Raw genomic sequence first — 19,214 nt, 5'->3', positions numbered from 1 at the left:
ATTCCTCGGCAAGGGGCGAGATAGGGGCGAGACAGGGGCGGAACTGGGGCAAGACAATGGCGAAACAGGGGTGCAGCAAGGGTGCAACAAGGCCGAAACAAGGTGAAAGCCTGAAACTGGACGACAACGCTCGAGCCGGGGGAGGGGGCCGGGCCGACGGTGGCAGGATGCGCCTGGGGTGGCGGCAAAGCAATACGGCGAGAAAGTGAAAAATATTCATTCTGTCGGCGGCTGACAGCGGCGCGTGGGCCAGACAGAATCAACAGATGACACACCTCGCCCGAGTCGGGCGGCGGGCTGCCGAGACGGGACCTCTCACTATGCCACTTGCCTTGCGTTTGGCCACCCCAAGCGATCTCGATGCCCTGGAGGGACTGGAGAGCCGCGGTTTTTCGGGGGACCGCTTCACTCGCCGCCAACTGCGCCACCTGCTCCAGCGCGCCCATGGGCTGACCCTGATCGCCGAGGGCTCCACGGACACCGGTGTGCCGCTCGGCTACGGCACCCTGCTGTTTCGCCGCAACAGCCGCGCAGCACGCCTCTATTCACTGTGTGTGGCCCCCGAGGCGCGTGGTCAGGGAGTGGGCAAGGCCTTGCTCGAGGCGCTGGAGCGCGATGGACGCAAGCGTGGCTGCGAGCGCATGACGTTGGAGGTGCGCGCCGACAATCGTGTTGCCCTTGGCCTCTATCGACGGGCTGGCTTTCGCCTGTCTTGCTGGCTCGACGACTACTACGAGGATGGCTGTGCCGCCTGGCGCATGGTCAAGGCGCTGGGCATGCCTCGCGAGCGGCCGGCCGTGGCGCCTCCGGGTTCACCGTCCGTGGCAGCTCTCGCGACATCTTCTGCGCCGACTTCTACACCACCTGCCGAGCCGCCCTCCGTCACATCCCGGAAGGACGCGGTAGCGACACCCTGCGGGTCGCCGTCGATGGTAGACTAGCGTCTTTGTCAGCGGAGCGGAGCGAGCATGCCCTCTTTCGATATTGTGTCCGAATTCGATCGTCACGAAGCCCAGAACGCCGTGGACCAGGCTAACCGTGAGGTTCAGGGGCGCTTTGACTTTCGCGGTGTCGACGCCGGTTTCGAGCTGTCCGATGAATCCGTGGCGTTGCATGCCGAGGTCGACTTCCAGCTCAAGCAGATGCTCGACATTCTGCGCAACAAGCTGATCGCCAGAAGCATCGACCCGCGCATCATGGACGTTCAGGACGCCGAGCTGTCCGGCGTCAAGGCGCGCCAGACGGTCGCTCTCAAGCAGGGGCTGGAGCAGAAGGAAGCCAAGGACATCGTCAAGCGCATCAAGGACTCGAAGCTCAAGGTCCAGGCCCAGATCCAGGGTGACAAGGTGCGGGTGACCGGCAAGAAGCGCGATGATCTTCAAAGCGTGATGGCAATGCTGCGCGGCGATGAGGGCCCTGATCTGGCGCTGCAGTTCGACAATTTCCGCGACTGACAGGATCGGCGGCTGACATGTCTCTGTTGCCGGCATCCTGAGGCGAGTGGCCCTGCGGATTCGGCAGGCTACTGGCCTGATAGCGGCGTCCGATTGGCCTCGTCGCACCCGCTGCGTTTCAATAAGGGAATTCTTGACCAATTGGCGTGGCGAGTGCGCCGCCGGAGTTCGCCCTTGATTTCCACCACCCGTCGCCTGGCCTGGCAGTTGCTGGCCTGGACCAGCTTCGCCCTCGGGGTCATCGGGGCCTTCGTGCCGCTGTTGCCCAGCACCTGCTTTCTGCTGGTGGCGGTGTGGGCGGCGTCGAAGGGCTCGCCGCGTTTCGCTCGCTGGATTCGCAGTCACCCTCGGTTCGGGCCTGCGGTGGTGGCCTGGGAAGAATCCGGTGCGATTCCCCGTCATGCCAAGTGGATGGCGCTGGCGATGCTGTCGCTGTCGGTGGTGGTACTGTTGATCAGCGTGTCGCTGTGGTGGTTGAAGCTTGGCTTGACCGTCATGCTGATCGGGATCGCCATCTGGATCGTGACCCGCCCCGAGCCCGCCTCCTCGTCCTGATGCCTGTCGCCCTGATCCGTTTCGCCTGATGGTTCCGACGTGCTCCGGGTCGCGCCGGTTCTTTGAGCCCGGCACGTCCGTACCCGTACAATATCGACGACTTTTCTGATTGGAGCATCCCCGATGTCCGACCCCCAGCCGATTCATCTGAGCGACTATCGTCCGCCGGCCTACCTTGTCTCACGCACCGAGTTGACCTTCGACCTGGCGCCTGGCGCCACCCGCGTCAAGGCACGCCTGCATCTGGAGCGTCATCCAGAGCGCGAGGCCGGTGCACCGCTTTGGCTGGATGGCGAGCAGCTTTCGCTCAAGGCCATCGCCATCGATGGCCAGCCGCTGGAGGAAGGCGAGTACGAACTGACCCGCAAGGGACTGTCGATTACCGGTGCGCCGGAGGCGTTTGTTCTGGACACCGAGGTCGAGATCTCGCCCGAGGACAACACCGCGCTATCCGGGCTCTACCGTTCCGGTGGCATGTTCTGCACTCAGTGCGAAGCGGAAGGGTTCCGTCGCATCACCTTCTACCCGGACCGCCCGGACGTGATGGCGACCTTCTCGACCACCGTGATCGGCGACCTGACCCGTGAGCCGGTGTTGCTGTCCAACGGCAACCCGGTGGAGCGGGGTGAGCTGCCGGATGGTCGCCACTTCGTGACCTGGGACGATCCTCATCCCAAACCCGCCTACCTGTTTGCACTGGTGGCCGGTGACCTGAAGAAGGTCGAGGACCGCTTCACCACCATGAGCGGCCGCGACGTCACCCTGCAGATCTGGGTCGAGGAAGAAAACCTCGACAAGACCGACCACGCCATGGGCTCACTCAAGCGCGCCATGCGCTGGGACGAAGAGGCCTACGGTCGCGAGTACGACCTGGACCTGTTCATGATCGTGGCGGTCAACGATTTCAACATGGGCGCCATGGAGAACAAGGGGCTCAACATCTTCAACTCGGCGGCGGTGCTGACCCACCCCAACACCGCCACCGACGCAGCCTTCCAGCGGGTCGAGGGCATCGTCGCCCACGAGTACTTCCACAACTGGTCGGGCAATCGCGTTACCTGCCGTGACTGGTTCCAGCTGTCGCTGAAGGAAGGTTTCACCGTCTTTCGAGATCAGAGCTTCTCGGCCGAGGTCAATTCCGCGCCGGTCAAGCGTATCGAGGAAGTGTCGTTCTTCCGCACCGCCCAGTTCGCCGAGGACGCGGGGCCCACGGCCCACCCGATTCGCCCCGACTCCTACATCGAGATCGGCAACTTCTACACCCTGACCATCTACGAGAAGGGTGCCGAGGTGGTGCGGATGCTGTCCAACCTGGTGGGGCCGGAGACCTTCCGCAAGGGCTCGGACCTGTACTTCTCGCGCTTTGACGGGCAGGCGGTCACCATCGAGGACTTCGTCGACTGCATGGCCGAGGTGTCCGGACAGGATCTCGGTCAGTTCATGCGCTGGTACTCCCAGGCGGGTACGCCGGAGATCGACGCCTTCGGCGAATACGACTACGCCAACTCCCGCTACCGCCTGATCCTGCGTCAGCGCACGCCGGCCACCCCCGGTCAGCCGGAAAAACAGGCGCTGCATATCCCCATTCGCCTGGGCCTGGTCGGTACCAAGAGCGGCCGCGACCTGTCGATGACCCTTGACGGTGAGAGCCTGGGTAGAGACGCCGTCATCCATCTGCGTGAAGACGAACAGGAGTTCATCTTCACGGATATCGAGGAAGCCCCGGTGCCCTCGCTGCTGCGCGGGTTCTCGGCGCCGGTCAAGCTGTCCTTCCCCTATTCGCGGGAGGAACTGGCCTTCCTGATGGCCCACGACAGCGACGGCTTCAACCGCTGGGACGCCGGCCAGCGGCTGACCCTGCTGGCACTCGATGATCTGATCGCGGCCCACCGCAATGGCGTCGAGAAGGTCATGGATACCCGTCTGGTCGAGGCCTTCCGTGCACTGATCGAGGAAGGCAACGACGACAAGGCGGTGCTGGCCGAGATGCTGCAATTGCCGAGCGAGGCCTACATCGCCGAACAGCAGCCGCTGGTCGACGTGGACGCCATCCACGCCGCGCGCACCTTCATCCAGCAGTCGCTGGCTCAAGAGCTGCGTGACGAACTGCTGGCACTGTATCGCGACAACCAGAGCGACGCCGCCTACGCGCCCACGCCCGAGCAGATCGGCCAGCGTGCCCTGAAGAATGTCGCGCTGTCCTATCTGATGAGCATCGAGGACGAGGTGGCGATCGAGCTGGCCCAGGCCCAGTTCGAGGCCGACCACAACATGACCGACGTGCGCCATGCGTTGACGTTGCTGGTCCACAGTAGCCGCTCGGATATCGCCGATCCGGCGCTCAAGGCCTTCGGGCGCAAGTGGTCTCATGATCCGCTGGTAATGGATCAGTGGTTCAGCCTGCAGGTAACCCGTCCCCAGGCGGACGCCCTGGATCGGGTGCGCTATCTGATGGAACACCCGGCCTTCTCGCTGAAGAATCCCAACAAGGTGCGCGCGTTGATCGGTGCCTTTGCCGGGCAGAACCGGGTCAACTTCCACCGCCTGGATGGCGAAGGCTATCGCCTGCTGGCCGACGTGGTGATCGAGTTGAACCGGCTGAACCCCGAGATCGCCGCACGCATCATCACGCCGCTGACCCGCTGGCAGCGCTTCGACGAGGCTCGCCAGGCGCTGATGCGCGCCGAACTGGAGCGCATCCGTGGCGAGGAACTCTCGCCCAACGTCTACGAGATCGTGGAAAAGGCGCTGGCCTGATGTAGCGACGACGATCGCTGCTGGAGAGCCACCGTCACAAATGCCAACGCCGCCCCTCGGGGCGGCGTTGTGCTGTGTGCTACCGGCTCGGCTGGCCTTGAAGACCGTCCCGCTTCAGGGCAGCAGCATGCCCAGGGTCAAGAGGCCCAGCAGAGCCCACAGCAGGGCGGCGATGGGGGAGCCTGTGAGGATCGCGCGCAGCCCCCGCCAAAGGAAGAAAAGGCCCAGCACCAGCAGCGCCAGGGTGAAGAAGGTCGGTGCGATGCCCAGCGAGCGAGACAGGCCGTCGATAAAGCCGGCGGCGGCGTCATCGATGCTGTTGAAGAAGGTGCCCAGGGTATCGACCACAAAGCGAATCAGGGTGCCAAGGGCCTCGCCCAGCCAGGTAAAGACGTCTTCCACCGCCATGCATCCTTGTCGTGGAGCTTGCAAAGGGCCTCGGCGTGAGCCTTGAGCTCGCGCCTTGGCCATGAGAGCCCCGAGTATCCGCATCCGACCTGTCCACGGCAAGCCCCGTGGCCGAGCGCGTCTGGGTGTTGCACAGGTCTGCGCGCGCCACTTGCTAGGGCTTGTCTGAAAAGTGCCTGCGCTCGGTAATACGGCGTTAAAAATCGGATCAAAATGCTCATTTACACCCCGTAAACTGCGCTGTCTCACCGATTTTTGCCTTGTCTAACCTTCGCTCGTCGACTTTTCGGACAGCGCCTAGCCGAGTTGTTCGGTACGCGAGATGATTCCCGCTTCCTCCGCCGCGCTGTCGGCCAGGGCGCGGCCGGCCTCGTCGTAGACGTGGTAGACCGCGTGGGCGCCCAGTTCGCGGATGGTGTCGATCTCCTCCAGGTACTCGACCACGGCGGTGATCTTGCCCGGGAAGTGGCGGCTTCGCAGCTGCTTCAGGGCGAACAGGTTACCGGCATGGTGGGGCATCGCCAGCACCACCAGTTCGACCTGAGAGGACATCAGCATCTTGTCCCAGAAGTCCGAGTCAACGGCGTCGCCCTCGACGATATTGAAGCCCTTGTCGGCCAGCATCTTCACGCTCTTGGGATTGGAATCGACCCCCAGCACCTTGAGTCCATACTCCTTGGTCAGGCGACGGTAGACGCTGCGACCGATACGGCCCATGCCCAGCACCACCGCTTCGGCGTCGCCGACCTCGATGGGGCGGTCGCTGGGCGACAGCGACGCCTCGTCGACCGGTGGCAGGCGTGGCTCCAGCCAGCGGTAGAACTGCTCGCTGACGGCATTGAGGATCGCCGATACCACGAAGCTCAGCGCGACCGCGAGCGACACCACCACCAGCCACTGCGGTGCCAGCCAGCCGCTGGATACCGCGATGGCGCCGACGATCAGACCGAACTCGGAATAGTTGCTCAGGCTCAGGGTGGCCAGCACCGAGGTGCGGTGGCGCATGCCGAAACGCATCAGAATAAGCTGGTAGAGCAGGCTCTTCAGCGGCAACAGCGCCACCAGCAGCAGGGCGATGCCGAACAGCGACCAGCTGGGCAGGGCGGTAAGGCCGATGCTCAGAAAGAAGCCGACCAGCAGCAGTTCCTTGATATTGAACATCGAGCGCGACAGCGTCTGAGCGGCGGGGTGGGGCGCCAGCAGCATGCCGATGATCAGCGCGCCGAGATCCCCCTTGACGCCGACCGCCTCGAACAGGCCGTAGCCCAGCACCAGGGCCATCACCACGCCACACAGCATCTGCATCTCGCCGTGGCCCATGCGGTCGAGCAGCCGCCGCAGCAGTGGCGCCAGCGGCAGCAGCGCGAACAGTCCCAGGGCCCAAGGGCTCGGTAGCTTGCCGGTGGAGGCGGTGAGAAAGATCACCGCAAACAGGTCCTGCATGATCAGGATACCGATGGCCAGGCGTCCGTAGGCCGCATGGGTCTCGCTTCGCTTTTCGAGGACCTTGACCACGAAGACGGTACTGGAGAAGGACAGGGCGAACGCCAGCACCAGCAGCGTCGTCAGGTCGAGTCCGGCGAGTAGACCGTTGGGTGACGTCAGCCAGCCGAGGGTGACGATCGCCTTCAGGACAGCCAGAATACCTACGAACAGCACGACGCTTGCCAGCATATGCAGGCTGGCGCCTCCCCAGACGTCCGGGCGCAGCAGGGTCTTGACGTTGAGCTTGAGACCGATGGTAAACAGCATCAGGGTGACGCCAAGGTGGGCGATCAGCGTCAGGACCGGCGTTTCGTCGTAGCCGAGCGCATTGAGGATGAAGCCACCGGCGAGAAAACCCACCAAGGGTGGTAGTCTGAGGGCCATGGCGGCCAGGCCTGAAACAAAGGCGGTCAGCACAAAAATTGGTTCAATCATGCAGGAACTCGGTCGCAAAGGGAGGCGTGTCTTGATCAATTGTAAGGGAAATACGGGTCAAGTCAGCGCTATGGCTGCGATTGTGCCCGTCCCGCAACAGCATAGGTGCGGCGTTTGCAGCAGGATGTGGCTGGAGGCCGGCAGGTGTCGGATCGTCGCTGCGGGCCTCCATGCCGGGGGAAGGATGTGATGAAATAGGCGCCGCACAGGGAGGATGTGCGACTTTCATGAACCTCATGTGAAAAAGGAAGCGTCAGGATGACCCAGCCGCCGGGCACCAATCGGCTGATCCTCAACGGACAATCGGCGCAATTGCCGGAAGTGCGAAGCGCTGTCTTCGCCTGTCGGCGAGGCGGCCTCGATGTGGACGTGCGTGTCACCTGGGAAAAGGGCGACGGCGAACGCCAGGCCACCCAGGCTGGACGCGATCGGGTCAAGCGGGTCATCGCCGGCGGTGGTGACGGTACCGTGCATGAGGTGGTCAACGGGCTGATGCAGTTACCGCGCGAAGAGCGTCCGGAGCTTGCCATCATGCCGTTGGGCAGCGCCAACGACCTGGCCAAGTCCCTGGGCCTGCCGCTCGGCCAGGCAGCGTCGCTGGACGCCGCCTGTCGTCTGCCCAGCCGCTGGGTGGATGTGCCAAGGATGAACGATCGCTATTTCATCAACATGGCCACCGGAGGTTTCGGTGCCGAGATCACCACATCGACGCCGAAGCCGCTCAAGCGCTTGATGGGCGGGGGAGCCTACTCGGTGTTCGGTGCCTTCAAGGCCTGGCGTTACCAGCTCTACCAGGGCCACCTGGCCTGGGATGGCGGGGAGAGTCGAGCGGGCATTTTCCTGCTGGGTATCGGCAATGGCATCCAGGCCGGTGGCGGTCAGCAGTTGACGCCGGCGGCGCGACTGGACGACGGCCTGTTCGACGTGCTGCTGGTGCGTGACTTCCGCTCGCTGCGCCAGCTTCGGGCGATGATGCAGGAACTGCGGGCCAGGCCCTACCATGGGCAGTACGTCGACGCCTTTCGCAGCGCCTGGTTGCGCTTTGAAGCCGATGGCGAGGCGCGCCTGCCGCTGACGCTGGACGGCGAAGCCTGCTATCAGCGCGCGTTCGAGGCCCGGGTCATGCCGTTGGCGCTGCGTCTGACCATGCCCGACAGCTGTCGCATGGCCTCACCCCGGGGAGAATGATCAGGGCGGGAGCCGCCAGAGACGTCGCCCGATAGGCGAGATTGCGGCGTGCTGAAGCGCCGACGCAAGTTGCGTGGCCTGGGTGGCTTTGGTGCAATAGCGCGCGATCAATCATGGAGATTGGGCGCATGGACAAAGGCTTTATGGAGAGAAGACGATGGCAATGACCCCTCGAATGGCGGCGGCCCTGGTGGCGCTGAGCGTACCGCTTTGGCTGGTTGGGTGTGATGGAGAGGAGCCCCCGGCGTCTCAGAGTCAGCCTTCAGCTGCTCAGGAAGAGCCGTCAGCAACTGACGAGGAGCCTTCAGCTACTGAAGAAGAGCCGACCGCTGCTCAGGAAGAGCCTTCAGCTACTCAACAAGAGCCTTCAGCGACTCAACGAGAGCCGTCAGCTACTCAACAACAGCCATCCGCTTCCGAGAGCGGGATGTCCGCAGCCCAGTCCGAGTCATCGAGTGAAGCGGCGTCGACCGGGGCCGACGGCGCGGAGAGCAATAGTGGCGCCGACGGAGCCAACGTAGACCTCAGCAGCAGCGCCACCGACACCCTGGAGCAGGGCCAGGCGCTACCGGGGGAAAGCACCGAGTCGGATGTCGATGCCATCCTCGAGGAGACCGAGCGGCGCTTCGAGGAAGCGCAACGCAAGATCGACGAGACCTATAAGCAGGCCGAGGCAACGAGCGCTACCCAAGGCACACCGGATAGCGAAGGGCAGCAGATCGACGCAGGCGGCCAAGAAGCCTCATCGCCTTCGGTGCCGGACCCTGCCGAGGAACCGGTGCAACTCGAGGGATCGAGCGAGGAGGTCGACGCCATTCTTCAGGAAACCGAACGTCGGTTCGAGGAAGCGAAGCGCAAGATCGACGAGACCTTCGAGCAGGCCGAGCGTCAGGTCCCTGAGGAGGTGCCCGCCGACGCTGACGCCTCCTTCGATGCTGACGTCAACGCCGAAGGCGATGTCGAGACCCGTACCGACAACGCGCCCTGAGCTTCTGTTGGCCGGGCGTCACATCTGCGCGTCTTCGTCATAGGCGCAAGGCTTGCCCGTCGGCAAGCTCCCATGGCATCCCTCCCGGCCCACCCCAGCCGACCCTGTCGGCCAACAAGAAAGGCCCACCGTACGGTGGGCCTTCTTGTCGCTTGGGAGAGGATCGTCCATCACCTGCGGCAATCCTGTTCAAGCGCTGTTGCTTCACGGGGTGGCTAGATCACGTTTCATGCGATCTCCCCGTGGCAAGGTCAGACAGGCGCTAGGCTCAGTCGGCGACCTTGATGTTGGAGGCCTGAAGGCCTTTCTTGCCCTGAGTCACCTCGAAGGAGACCTTCTGGCCGTCCTGCAGGGACTTGAAGCCTTCAGCCTGAATCTCGGAGAAGTGAGCGAACAGGTCGTCTCCGCCGTCGTCCGGAGAGATGAAGCCGTAGCCCTTGGTATCGTTGAACCACTTGACAGTGCCAGTTGCCATTGTCGATTTCCTTAACTCGCTAAATGATGGTGCAGGCTCAGTCACCCGGGGAGCTTTTCTCCCGTCGTGTGGTCTGAACCCTGTTGCGTGGGCATGACAAGAAAGAAGGGCGCATTGCGTGTTTCGACAATAGAGCGATCGAACTACCACTGCTGACGTTTCTACTTGCTGTCCTACGCTGCGGTCGAGTTCGCAATTCCGATCACCCGGGAAACGACACCACTGGTGTCGACCACCCCAGGCAGGCGAGAATGGCTTACCTCGACTCGCCAAGTTACTGTAGATCGAAAGGCCAGCAGCGTCCAGCCGGACGCCCGTTGCTGCCTCTTAACGGAAAAGATGACACAAGGAATTCACATGACTGCCCCCGTGATCCATAGCGACGATACCCACTCCAAGGTGGTGGGCTACCTGTTGTGGCTGTTCGGTTTCCTCGGCGCCCACCGGTTCTATTACGGCAAGCCGGTGACCGGCACCATCTGGTTTCTGACCCTCGGACTGTTCTTCATCGGCTGGATCATTGACCTGTTCTTGATCCCGAGCATGGATCGCGAGGCCGACCTGCGGTTCCGCGGTGGTCCCACCAACTACACCCTGGCCTGGGTGTTGCTGACCTTCCTCGGGGTATTCGGCTTGCACCGTTTCTACATGGGCAAATGGGTGACCGGCATCATCTACCTGCTCACCGGTGGTCTGTTCTTGATCGGCATCCTCTACGACTTCTGGACACTCAACGACCAGATCTCGCTGAAACACTCCGATAGCCTCGAGTCTGTGCGCTGATGGAAGCCTGGATCGATGCCCAGCTGTTGGGCTTCGTGGTGGCGATCACGCTGTTGAGCGTCACCCCCGGGGTCGACACCCTGCTGGTGATTCGCAATACCGCTCGGGGCGGTCTGCGCGACGGTGTGCTGACCAGCCTGGCGATCTGTTCGGGACTGTTTGTCCACGCCACCATCTCCGCCCTGGGGGTATCGCTGATCCTGCTGCAGTCGGCCTGGGCATTTTCGGCGTTGAAGCTGATCGGGGCCTGCTACCTTGCCTGGCTGGGAGTCACCAGTCTGCGTCAGGCCTGGGCCGGCAAGGGGCTCGCGGTGTCGGCGGCGAGTGGCGCCCGCCGCCAGCGTGTGTCGGCGTGGCGGCCTCTGCGAGAGGGACTGCTGTCCAATGTGCTCAATCCCAAGACGGTGGTGTTCTACATGGCCTTTCTGCCCCAGTTCATCGCCCCCACGGATCCTGCCTTGCTGAAGTCCCTGTGGCTCGCCGGCATCCACTTCGTGATCGCCAACCTGTGGCAGATCCTGGTCGCGGTACTGGTGGGCAGCGCCAGCCACTGGCTTGCCCGGCCGGCGTTCTCGCGGGTGCTCAACGGCTTGACCGGCGGTGTGCTGGTGGCCTTCGGCGTCAAGCTGGCGCTGACGCGAGCGCCGTCCTGAACCGGCTCGCTCTGCGGTCAGGCCAATAGCTCGAGACACAAGCCGGGGTAGCTACCGCAAAAGCCTGGCGTCCGACAGCAAGAACCCCCGACCACTGGTCGGGGGTTCTTGCTTTCCGAGGCGATCTCGGCGGCTTCGCCATATCATCGACGTACCATGGAACCGTTGTAGCGCGCGCTCTTCTCGGCCGCTGTGAGCACCTGAACGCCCTGGGTCGAGCCCTGGGCCAGGCTCTCGAACACCACCCGGTACTCGAGCACGGCACGGACGTAGCGGCGGGTCTCCTTGAAGGGAATCTCCTCGACGAACAGGTCGAACTCGCCCGGCGCGCGGGCAAGCCAGGTGTCGACCCGATGGGGGCCAGCGTTGTAGGCCGCCGCAGCGGCGATACGGTTACCGCCGTAGCGCGCGATCATGTCACGGATATAGGTGCTGCCAAGGCGAATGTTGGTGGCCGGGTCGAGTACGCCGTAGGGACCAGGGTCACCGATGCCTGCCTGGCGTCCCACCAGGGCGGCGGTACCCGGCATCAACTGCATCAGGCCCCTGGCCCCGGCGGGTGACAGCGCCTCGGGGTTGTAGGCGCTCTCGCGGCGGGCGATCCCCATCAGCAGGTAGGGGTCGACGTTGTTGGCCTGGCCCCAGCGGCGGAAGTCCTCCCGATAGGCTTCGGGAAAGCGCCAGGGCAGGGCGTCGAGCATCTTGCCGACGATGGTCGTCTGCACCAGGCGCACATGCCAGCCGCGTCCTGCCGCGTAGTCTGCCAGGCGCCGGGCGTCGGTGGCGCCTGCGGTGCGTACCGCATGATTCCACTCGAGGTTGGCAAGCCCTTCCTGGCCGACGCGCAGCAGCGCCTCGGTGCGACGTACCGCCGGCCAGTCGGCGACCTGGGCGCGCTCGGCCTCGCTGAAACGCGTGTCTTCCATATTGAGATCGTAGGGCTGGCCGAGGCGGTCGGCGGCGACAAAGCCGAAGAAGTCGCGTTGGCCCGCTGCCCGGGCGTAGGCGGCCTGCGCGCCTGCCTGTTGCCCACGCAGGGCCAGTGCGCGGCCCAGCCAGTATTGCCAGCGTGCCTTGGCCTGGGTCTCGGCAGGCATGATGCCGACGGTCCGCTCGACGGCGGCCCAGTCGCGATCACGGATGGCCAGGCGTGCGCGCAGTTCGAACACCTCCGGATCCTGCTGGCCGGCCAGGGCGCTGTCGATCCAGCCGAGCAGGTTGCGCTGGTCGCGGCGCAGGGCGTAGTAGATGATCTCGCGCTCAAGCGCCTGGCGTGACTGGGCCGGCAGGCTGACATTGGCGGAGACCTGCTGCCAGGCAGACAGCGCCGCTGCGGGGGATGACTCTGCTGTGGCGATGACGGCGGCCCGCACGAAGGAGGCGGTGCCAGCGCAGTCGGGACCGACGCAGCGCGCTACGCTGGCCAGTCGCGAGGGGGTGGCGGCCACGCTTTGCTGCGCTGCTGCAGCGGAGCTCCAGGCGGGTCCCAATTGACGGCCAAGATAGCTGACCAGTCCGTCCTCGCCGTTTTCCCAGGCCAGCATCATGCGCTCGAAGATTTCCGTGCCACCGATTTCGCCGCGGGCGCGCAGGGTGGAGAACAGCGAGTCACAGGCGTCCGGCTGGGAGCGACCCACCAGCCATAGTTCGCGGCCGCCCTGGGCGGCGACGGAGGGACTCTGACCCAGTTGCGCGGTGTAGTAGTAGCACTGTTCGGCGGTGGTCTCGGGGACGCCGCCGGCGACCGCCAGCAGGTCGCCGTAGCGCCCGGCCTTGCCGTAGCGCAGGATGGCCTGCTCACGCATCCAGCCACCCAGCGGTGCATCGGCGTTGGCCGAGATGTAGCTGAGAACTTCCTGGGGGCTGGCGTTGGGCAGGCGATCGCGCAGACGATAGTACGCCACATAGCCGGCCAGTTCGTGGCCACGAATGGCGGCGTCGTTGATGTTGTGGAAGTTGCCGCTACGGGCGGCTTCCAGGGCGCTGCGTATGGCGCCGTCACTGCCCTGGGCGGTTGCCGTCAATGGCATGCACAGTGCCGTGGCTGCCACCAGCGGCACGAGGCGACGAAACAAGGCGAATGGCATGGAGACCCTCCTGGTCTATGAAGATGAAGACATTGCTGCCTTTTTGTGCCGTAGGCGGCGAGACGATGTTGGATCGAAGCCACATGGTGACCGAACCGGCGGGGCTTGAACAGTTACCCGGCCAGGTCGCGAGACTTGACCCCGGTCAGCTTCGCCCCCATGTTGCGAGAAGACGACGTCGACGCCATGAAGATAGCCGTTGACACCCGATGAATACCATCGGCAATCGTTGGTACGGAATTGAGTCGAGGAGACTATCCATGGCCCTGTTTGATCGAATCCCCGTTATTGGCCGGTTTACCCAACGCACGCGAGCGTTCAAGCATATAATGCGGGCGCTCAAGCTGTTTATCCCGATGCTGCAGGATGTGCTCAGCGGTCGCTACCGCCCGGTGCCCTGGGCGGCTTTCGGCTGGATGGCGGTGGCCTTTGCCTATCTGGTGTCACCGCTGGACCTGATTCCCGATGTGCTGCTGCTGTTCGGCCTTCTCGACGATGTGGTCATCGTCGGCTGGTTGCTGACCAAGGTGGACAATAGTCTGGCCGACTATCGCGCCTGGCGTGGTATTGGCGAGGACGATGCTCCGCGGGAGGAGCGGGATATCAATGACATCTAGTGTGTCTTGCTCTTGATGCGCTGGCTCGTAATGTGCTGATTCGAGCTTTCTGATCTTGCTGCAGGATAAATTGTCTGCCGCTAACGCTTGGCGAGCTTTTGGCGGGTAAAAGAGGAAGATGCGGACCAAGGGCGTATTGTGACGGTGACCGGCTGCGTCTAGATTGTCAGTCAAACGTTTGAATTCGAGCCTGCTCATGTCCTCCTCACGCAGCACCCTGACGCCACCCTCCGTGTCGCTCTGGCGGCAGGCGCTTCAGCGCTTTGTCGATGTCATTCCGCATACTCAGGCGCTGGGCATGCGCGTCGTGGCGGTGGATGCCAGCTGCGTCACGTTATATCTGCCCGGGGGCGCCGAGTTGTGCGGTGATCGCTCGAGAAGCCTGGTGCACAGCGGGGTGCTCAGCGTCCTGCTGGACACCGCCTGCGGCGCCTCGGTCCTGCCGGCGCTGCCACGCCCCGAGGTCTGTCCCACCCTGGATCTGCATATCAGCCATCGTCGTCCCGCCTGTCAGGGGGCGTCGCTGTGGGTACGTGCTGAAGCAGAAGCCATCACCGACTCGGTGGTGTTCACCGAGGCGCGGGCCTGGCAGCAAGAAGGGCAGGTGGTGGCCTGTGCCCGCGGGCATTTTGCACGGCTGGGGGCACGCAACACGCCAGCAGGTTTTGCCGAGGCCATGTTCGCCGGTCTTGTGGAGGACGAGGGCGATCCCCGTATTGAAGACAAGGTCCCAGTTGGCGGTGCCGACAGTGGCGCGATGACGGCGGCCCCATACGGGTGTGATATCGGCTTGCTGGAGCGTGGTCGTGCCAGCGGTGATATCAACGCCTGGCTTGGTGAGGTGCCTTACGCCGATTTCATCGGGGTGACGGTGGACAGCGATGATCGCGGCAGGCGCTTTGAGCTGGAAACGCGCCAGCGCAACGTGGGCAATCCAATGCTGCCGGCGTTGCACGGTGGTGTGGTGTCGGCCTTTCTGGAGACGGCTGCAGCACTGGATACTCTGGCGCAGACCCGCGAGCCGCGCCTGCCGAGGCTGGTCAATGTCACCGTGGACTACCTCAGTTCGGCCGGGGTGAAGCCAACCTTCGCGCGCTGTCGTCTGGTGCGCGAAGGGCGGCGCATGGCCAACGTCGAGGCGTGGGCGTGGCAGGACGACGAAGACGCGCCGGTCGCCCGGGCACGCTTGACCTATGTGCTGGGGGCATCGGCGTGAGAGAGCCAGCCCGGGCAGCCGGTCGTCTGGTGACCACGGCCAAGGGCGCCGCCCTGGGTCCGGGAACGTCGACCTGCTGGCGCCAGCCTTGACCTGAAGGCGCGAGCCTTGACCTGAAGGTGCCAGCCTTGACTTGGTAGCGCCAGCCTTGAAAAGCGCAGCGCGGACCCCATATCGATTGTCATCTTGAATGACGTGCGGCGCTAGCCGTGCACTCTGGACCGCCAGCGACCCATCGCTGGCCCGGAAATCGCCATGTCGAAAGGGGTTCGATCCACCATGACCACCGCTACTCACGAAGAAACCCTGGGCTTTCAGACCGAGGTCAAGCAGCTTCTCAACCTGATGATCCACTCGCTGTACTCCAACCGCGAGATCTTTCTTCGGGAGCTGATCTCCAACGCCGCCGACGCCTGCGACAAGCTGCGTTATCAGGCGCTGGACAATGATGCGCTCTACGAGGGTGACAGCGAGCTGCGCGTCGAGATCGAGCACGACAGCGAGGCCGGTACCGTCACCCTTCGTGACAACGGCATCGGCATGAACCGCGAGGACGTGATCGCCAATCTGGGCACCATCGCCAAGAGTGGCACCGCCGAGTTTCTCAAGCAGCTCTCCGGCGAACAGCAGAAGGACGCCCGGCTGATCGGGCAGTTCGGGGTCGGCTTCTATTCAGGCTTTATCGTCGCCGACGAGATCACCGTGCGTACCCGCAAGGCCGGCGACGCCGCCGATGCAGGCGTCGAGTGGCGCTCGAAAGGCGAGGGCGAGTTCGTGGTCGCCGAGATCGAGCGCGAGAAGCACGGCACCGAGATCATCCTCCACCTCAAGGAGGACGCCAGGGAGTTCGCCGACGACTATCGCCTGCAGAGCCTGGTGCGCAAGTACTCCGACCATATCGAAGTGCCGGTGAAGATGCCTCGGACTGAAAAGGCCACCGACGACGATGGCAACGAGGTCGACGGTAGCGAGGTCACCACCTGGGAGACCGTCAACGAGGCGACCGCGCTGTGGGTGCGGCCCAAGAGCGAGGTCTCCGAGGACGAGTACAAGGCCTTCTACAAGCACGTGGCCCACGACTTCTCCGACCCCCTGACCTGGAGCCACAATAAGGTCGAGGGCAACCTGGAGTACACCAGCCTGCTGTACGTGCCAGGTCGCGCCCCCTTCGACCTGTACGAGCGTGACGGCGCCCGTGGGGTCAAGCTGTATGTTCAGCGCGTGTTCATCATGGACGACGCCGAGCAGTTCCTGCCGCTGTATCTGCGCTTCATCAAGGGCGTGCTGGACACCCGCGATCTGTCGCTGAACGTGTCCCGTGAACTGCTGCAACAGGACCCGAAGGTCGAGAAGATCAAGTCCGCGCTGACCAAGCGTGCCCTGGACATGCTCAAGAAGCTGGCCAAGGACAAGGAGGCGTACCAGACGTTCTGGAACACCTTTGGTTCGGTGCTGAAGGAAGGCCCGGCGGAGGACTACGCCAACCGCGACAAGATCAGCGGCCTGCTGCGCTTCTCTTCCACCCACACCGACAGCGCCACCCAGGATCAGTCCCTGGCCGACTACGTGGAGCGGATGAAGGAAGGTCAGGACAAGATCTACTACATCGTCGCCGATGGCTTCAATGCCACCAAGAACAGCCCCCACCTGGAGATCTTCCGCAAGAAAGGTATCGAGGTGCTGTTGCTCCACGATCGCATCGATGAGTGGCTGATGAGCCATCTCACCGAGTTCGACGGCAAGAAGTTTGCCGATGTTGCCAAGGGCGATCTGGACCTGGGGGACGTCGAGGACGAGGACGAGAAGAAGGCCCAGGAGGAGACCGCCAAGTCCAAGGAAGATCTGGTCAAGCGAGTCAAGGAAGCGCTCGGCGAGGAGGTTCAGGAGGTCAAGATCACCCACCGCCTGACCGATTCACCGGCCTGCGTGGTGCTGCCCGAGCACGAGATGGGCTTCCAGATGCGCCGTATCATGGAGGCCGCGGGCCAGAGCCTGCCTGAGGTCAAGCCGATCCTCGAGCTCAACCCGGACCACGCTCTGGTCGCTCGTCTGGAAGGGGCCGACGGTGACGGCTTCGGTGATCTGGCGCGGATCCTGCTCGATCAGGCGATCATCGCCGAGGGCGGCCATCTCGACGATCCGGCCGCCTACGTCAAGCGTCTTAACGCCTTGCTAAGCGCCTGACAAGCGTCAAGCGCCTCAATGCTCTTCGTTGACGGCGCCAGATAGTCGGGCAGCCAACTGCCTGCATGCCAACAGCGACGCCACCTTCGGGTGGCGTCGTTGCGTTCAGGGGGGAAGGGCGGGGGGCGTCTTCGCCACGCCGATGGCGGTGGTTCAGCGTTTCAGGCTGGCGAAGAGGTCTGGGCACTGGCGCTGCAGCTCCCTGTCGTCGAGCATGGCCTCGCGCTGGCGCTGGATGGCGTGCCCCCGGCGCTTGAGCACCGCATCGAGGTCATCGCCGCTGGCGCAGCTCACCTTGAGCAGGTTGATCAGTGCGTCCAGCCGCTGGGGAGAACTCGCCAGGGCCGCCTCGATATCGGCTCGGGCATTGTCGTACTGGCCCAATCGGTAGTAGGCGTAGCCACGATAGGAGAGGGCGTCGTTGTTGTTCGGGTCGATCGCAAGCGCCCGGGTGTAGTCGGCCACCGCTCCCTCGAAGTCGCGCTCGATGCGCTTTTCACGTCCCGCGCTGACCTGCTGCTGGGCCGACTGCATGGGGGCCTGGCGGGTGATGATGGTCAGGTAGCGCGGGGCCACGTCGCTGCCGAGGGCCAGTGCGGCCTCGAAGTAGCTTCGAGCCTTGTCGAGCTCACCGGCGGAAAAGGCGTTGATGCCAGCGTTGTTGAGCGTCTTCAGGCGTACCTCACGCAGGCCGTCATCACCTCGACTGGCCCTGAGCGCCTGCTCGAACAGCGCTGAGGCGTCGGCGTGTCGGCCTTCCCGGTAGAGAATCCAGCCCTGGGCGTTCAAGCCTTCCACCCGGGCCAGCGGATCAGGACTTTCGAGCAGAGGGCGTAGTTCGCGCAGAGCGGCCTGGTTGTCACCCTGCTGCAACAGCGCCTTGGCCCTGGTCAGCGGGGCCTGCTGGGCAACCACCGGCCACGCCAACCCGGCGCTCAGCAGCACGACCAGCAGGGCTTTCACGAAAGTCGCTGGATAGCGTCGTCGCCTTCCCTTCATAGCTCGCGCGAGGTCTATCGCCATCGGTCGTGACGCCGAAGCGCGCTGCTTGCTCTTCATTAGAAGCCTACCTGCGGAGAATCTCGCTCCGCTGCGGCGATGACGTCGGCCAGTTGGCTCTTCAAGGCGTCGCGCTCCTGCTCGATGGAGATCAGGCGGCCGTGCAGATCGTTGTTCAAGATGCGCAGCACATTGTCGTCCTGGACCTTCAGCACGACCGTGCCCCGGCCATCCAGCGGCATGTCCCGCTCCTGCAGGCGGATGACCGGCAGCACGCCCTCGGGCGGGGCGATGGACAGATTGACCTGGCTCGAGGGTTTCATCATCGCCATGGCCAGCCCACCGACGAAGAACAACAGGCTCAGCGCCATGAACAGCCTGGCGTTCTTGGAGATCTCCTGTAGATAGCGAATGCGCAGCTCGGTGCCCTCACGGGTCTCGCCGGAGCGCTCGTTGAGCAACAGGGTGTGGGTCTTGTTGAGCAGGTGGTAGCCAAGGATCAGCAGCACCACGGCGAAGCCTGGCAGACCGTACTCCAGTAGCGTGGGAAAGCTGTTCATCACGGGCATCCGGCGGTGGGACAGGGCTCAGGCCTACGTATGCCTTTCTCAGCATAGCGCAGGCGGCCGTCCTCGCCGCGCGAAATTGGCCTGGTGCAGGTTTCTGGGCCGCTTCGCTATCGCGGCGCCGCCGTTATGTGGAGCCATGATGCGGGTCAAGTAGGAGCGACGGGACTACTGCTAAGGTCGAATTGTGCTCTCGAGGGCAGGTGTTTTTTCGCCGAACGAGAAGCGAGCAGCAGACACGCCGTCTCCGATGCGGCGACCGCTGCTGCCACCGAACAGGCGGGTCGGCTGCCATCTCCGAGGGATGGCCGTCGCTCAGCATACAGGACTAGCGTTGTCATTTACTCTGTTGAGGTGCAAGTCG

General features: G+C 63.9%; 17 protein-coding genes. 11 read left to right on the top strand and 6 right to left on the bottom strand.

Annotated elements, in window-relative coordinates; all coding sequences use genetic code 11:
* Positions 1-320 precede the first annotated feature (320 nt).
* The 4 genes from NKF27_RS14680 to pepN all read left to right on the top strand — a co-directional run bounded on the left by NKF27_RS14680 (position 321) and on the right by pepN (position 4,766).
* On the top strand, positions 321-941 hold the full coding sequence (locus tag NKF27_RS14680) for an N-acetyltransferase (RefSeq protein ID WP_253552690.1): 621 nt from the start codon (positions 321-323) through the stop codon (positions 939-941).
* A 27-nt stretch (positions 942-968) separates the two neighbouring features.
* The gene (locus tag NKF27_RS14675) at positions 969-1,454 is read left to right on the top strand and encodes a YajQ family cyclic di-GMP-binding protein (RefSeq protein WP_253552688.1); all 486 of its coding nucleotides are present in this window, start codon (positions 969-971) and stop codon (positions 1,452-1,454) included.
* A gap of 174 nt (positions 1,455-1,628) precedes the next feature.
* Positions 1,629-2,009, top strand: coding sequence for a YbaN family protein (locus NKF27_RS14670; RefSeq protein WP_253552686.1), 381 nt, complete (start codon positions 1,629-1,631; stop codon positions 2,007-2,009).
* Between the two features lie 123 nt (positions 2,010-2,132).
* Complete coding sequence (gene pepN, locus NKF27_RS14665; protein ID WP_253552684.1) at positions 2,133-4,766, top strand: aminopeptidase N; 2,634 nt, start codon at positions 2,133-2,135, stop codon at positions 4,764-4,766.
* A 114-nt stretch (positions 4,767-4,880) separates the two neighbouring features.
* Here the strand turns inward: pepN and NKF27_RS14660 are convergent, their stop codons facing one another.
* Positions 4,881-5,174, bottom strand: coding sequence for a hypothetical protein (locus NKF27_RS14660; protein WP_045992573.1), 294 nt, complete (start codon positions 5,172-5,174; stop codon positions 4,881-4,883).
* Positions 5,175-5,471: 297 nt separating this feature from the next.
* Positions 5,472-7,094 carry a cation:proton antiporter family protein gene (locus tag NKF27_RS14655; RefSeq protein WP_197037166.1) on the bottom strand — a complete coding sequence of 541 codons (1,623 nt, stop codon included), beginning with the start codon at positions 7,092-7,094 and terminating at the stop codon, positions 5,472-5,474.
* Between the two features lie 258 nt (positions 7,095-7,352).
* Between NKF27_RS14655 and yegS the strand changes: the two genes are divergently transcribed.
* Together yegS and NKF27_RS14645 are read left to right on the top strand one after the other, a co-directional pair.
* Positions 7,353-8,282, top strand: a complete 930-nt coding sequence (yegS, locus tag NKF27_RS14650; RefSeq protein ID WP_045993797.1) for a lipid kinase YegS — start codon at positions 7,353-7,355, stop codon at positions 8,280-8,282.
* A 427-nt stretch (positions 8,283-8,709) separates the two neighbouring features.
* On the top strand, positions 8,710-9,270 hold the full coding sequence (locus NKF27_RS14645) for a hypothetical protein (protein ID WP_253552677.1): 561 nt from the start codon (positions 8,710-8,712) through the stop codon (positions 9,268-9,270).
* A 268-nt stretch (positions 9,271-9,538) separates the two neighbouring features.
* Here the strand turns inward: NKF27_RS14645 and NKF27_RS14640 are convergent, their stop codons facing one another.
* Complete coding sequence (locus NKF27_RS14640) at positions 9,539-9,745, bottom strand: cold-shock protein (RefSeq protein WP_045993796.1); 207 nt, start codon at positions 9,743-9,745, stop codon at positions 9,539-9,541.
* 357 nt (positions 9,746-10,102) lie between these two features.
* On the opposite strand from NKF27_RS14640, the gene NKF27_RS14635 reads away from it, so the two are divergent.
* Positions 10,103-10,528: a TM2 domain-containing protein gene (locus tag NKF27_RS14635; RefSeq protein WP_045993795.1), complete on the top strand. Its 426-nt coding sequence runs from the start codon at positions 10,103-10,105 to the stop codon at positions 10,526-10,528.
* Entirely contained in the window at positions 10,528-11,181 is a 654-nt protein-coding gene (locus NKF27_RS14630) for a LysE family translocator (RefSeq protein ID WP_253552675.1), read from the top strand. Before NKF27_RS14635 ends, NKF27_RS14630 begins: the two co-directional genes overlap by 1 nt.
* A 143-nt stretch (positions 11,182-11,324) precedes the next feature.
* On the opposite strand, the gene NKF27_RS14625 is transcribed toward NKF27_RS14630, so the two are convergent.
* Complete coding sequence (locus tag NKF27_RS14625; RefSeq protein WP_253552673.1) at positions 11,325-13,268, bottom strand: transglycosylase SLT domain-containing protein; 1,944 nt, start codon at positions 13,266-13,268, stop codon at positions 11,325-11,327.
* A gap of 260 nt (positions 13,269-13,528) precedes the next feature.
* Between NKF27_RS14625 and NKF27_RS14620 the strand changes: the two genes are divergently transcribed.
* The 3 genes from NKF27_RS14620 (at position 13,529) to htpG (ending at position 17,285) form a co-directional block, all read left to right on the top strand.
* Positions 13,529-13,885, top strand: coding sequence for a YkvA family protein (locus tag NKF27_RS14620; protein ID WP_253552671.1), 357 nt, complete (start codon positions 13,529-13,531; stop codon positions 13,883-13,885).
* A 196-nt stretch (positions 13,886-14,081) separates the two neighbouring features.
* A complete protein-coding gene (locus NKF27_RS14615; protein WP_253552669.1) occupies positions 14,082-15,101 on the top strand; it encodes a PaaI family thioesterase in 1,020 nt (339 codons plus the stop codon).
* A 279-nt stretch (positions 15,102-15,380) separates the two neighbouring features.
* Positions 15,381-17,285, top strand: coding sequence for a molecular chaperone HtpG (gene htpG, locus NKF27_RS14610; protein ID WP_045993791.1), 1,905 nt, complete (start codon positions 15,381-15,383; stop codon positions 17,283-17,285).
* Positions 17,286-17,438: 153 nt separating this feature from the next.
* On the opposite strand, the gene NKF27_RS14605 is transcribed toward htpG, so the two are convergent.
* Together NKF27_RS14605 and NKF27_RS14600 are read right to left on the bottom strand one after the other, a co-directional pair.
* On the bottom strand, positions 17,439-18,248 hold the full coding sequence (locus NKF27_RS14605; RefSeq protein WP_253552667.1) for a tetratricopeptide repeat protein: 810 nt from the start codon (positions 18,246-18,248) through the stop codon (positions 17,439-17,441).
* A 95-nt stretch (positions 18,249-18,343) separates the two neighbouring features.
* Positions 18,344-18,844, bottom strand: a complete 501-nt coding sequence (locus NKF27_RS14600; RefSeq protein WP_253552666.1) for a hypothetical protein — start codon at positions 18,842-18,844, stop codon at positions 18,344-18,346.
* Positions 18,845-19,214 lie beyond the last annotated feature (370 nt).

The sequence above is a fragment of the Halomonas sp. DN3 genome, from assembly GCF_024137905.1.
In the GTDB taxonomy this organism is placed as follows: domain Bacteria; phylum Pseudomonadota; class Gammaproteobacteria; order Pseudomonadales; family Halomonadaceae; genus Halomonas; species Halomonas litopenaei.
Note: the sequence above shows the minus strand (reverse complement) of the source record. Positions and strands in the feature narration are given on the sequence as shown.

Excerpts from the sequence above, each read along its gene's own strand:
- NKF27_RS14680 (WP_253552690.1), top strand. The coding sequence starts at position 321 with ATGCCACTTGCCTTGCGTTTGGCCACCCCAAGCGATCTCGATGCCCTG.
- NKF27_RS14675 (WP_253552688.1), top strand. The coding sequence starts at position 969 with ATGCCCTCTTTCGATATTGTGTCCGAATTCGATCGTCACGAAGCCCAG.
- pepN (WP_253552684.1), top strand. The coding sequence starts at position 2,133 with ATGTCCGACCCCCAGCCGATTCATCTGAGCGACTATCGTCCGCCGGCC.
- NKF27_RS14660 (WP_045992573.1), bottom strand. The coding sequence starts at position 5,174 with ATGGCGGTGGAAGACGTCTTTACCTGGCTGGGCGAGGCCCTTGGCACC.
- NKF27_RS14655 (WP_197037166.1), bottom strand. The coding sequence starts at position 7,094 with ATGATTGAACCAATTTTTGTGCTGACCGCCTTTGTTTCAGGCCTGGCC.
- yegS (WP_045993797.1), top strand. The coding sequence starts at position 7,353 with ATGACCCAGCCGCCGGGCACCAATCGGCTGATCCTCAACGGACAATCG.
- NKF27_RS14645 (WP_253552677.1), top strand. The coding sequence starts at position 8,710 with ATGTCCGCAGCCCAGTCCGAGTCATCGAGTGAAGCGGCGTCGACCGGG.
- NKF27_RS14640 (WP_045993796.1), bottom strand. The coding sequence starts at position 9,745 with ATGGCAACTGGCACTGTCAAGTGGTTCAACGATACCAAGGGCTACGGC.
- NKF27_RS14635 (WP_045993795.1), top strand. The coding sequence starts at position 10,103 with ATGACTGCCCCCGTGATCCATAGCGACGATACCCACTCCAAGGTGGTG.
- NKF27_RS14630 (WP_253552675.1), top strand. The coding sequence starts at position 10,528 with ATGGAAGCCTGGATCGATGCCCAGCTGTTGGGCTTCGTGGTGGCGATC.
- NKF27_RS14625 (WP_253552673.1), bottom strand. The coding sequence starts at position 13,268 with ATGCCATTCGCCTTGTTTCGTCGCCTCGTGCCGCTGGTGGCAGCCACG.
- NKF27_RS14620 (WP_253552671.1), top strand. The coding sequence starts at position 13,529 with ATGGCCCTGTTTGATCGAATCCCCGTTATTGGCCGGTTTACCCAACGC.
- NKF27_RS14615 (WP_253552669.1), top strand. The coding sequence starts at position 14,082 with ATGTCCTCCTCACGCAGCACCCTGACGCCACCCTCCGTGTCGCTCTGG.
- htpG (WP_045993791.1), top strand. The coding sequence starts at position 15,381 with ATGACCACCGCTACTCACGAAGAAACCCTGGGCTTTCAGACCGAGGTC.
- NKF27_RS14600 (WP_253552666.1), bottom strand. The coding sequence starts at position 18,844 with ATGAACAGCTTTCCCACGCTACTGGAGTACGGTCTGCCAGGCTTCGCC.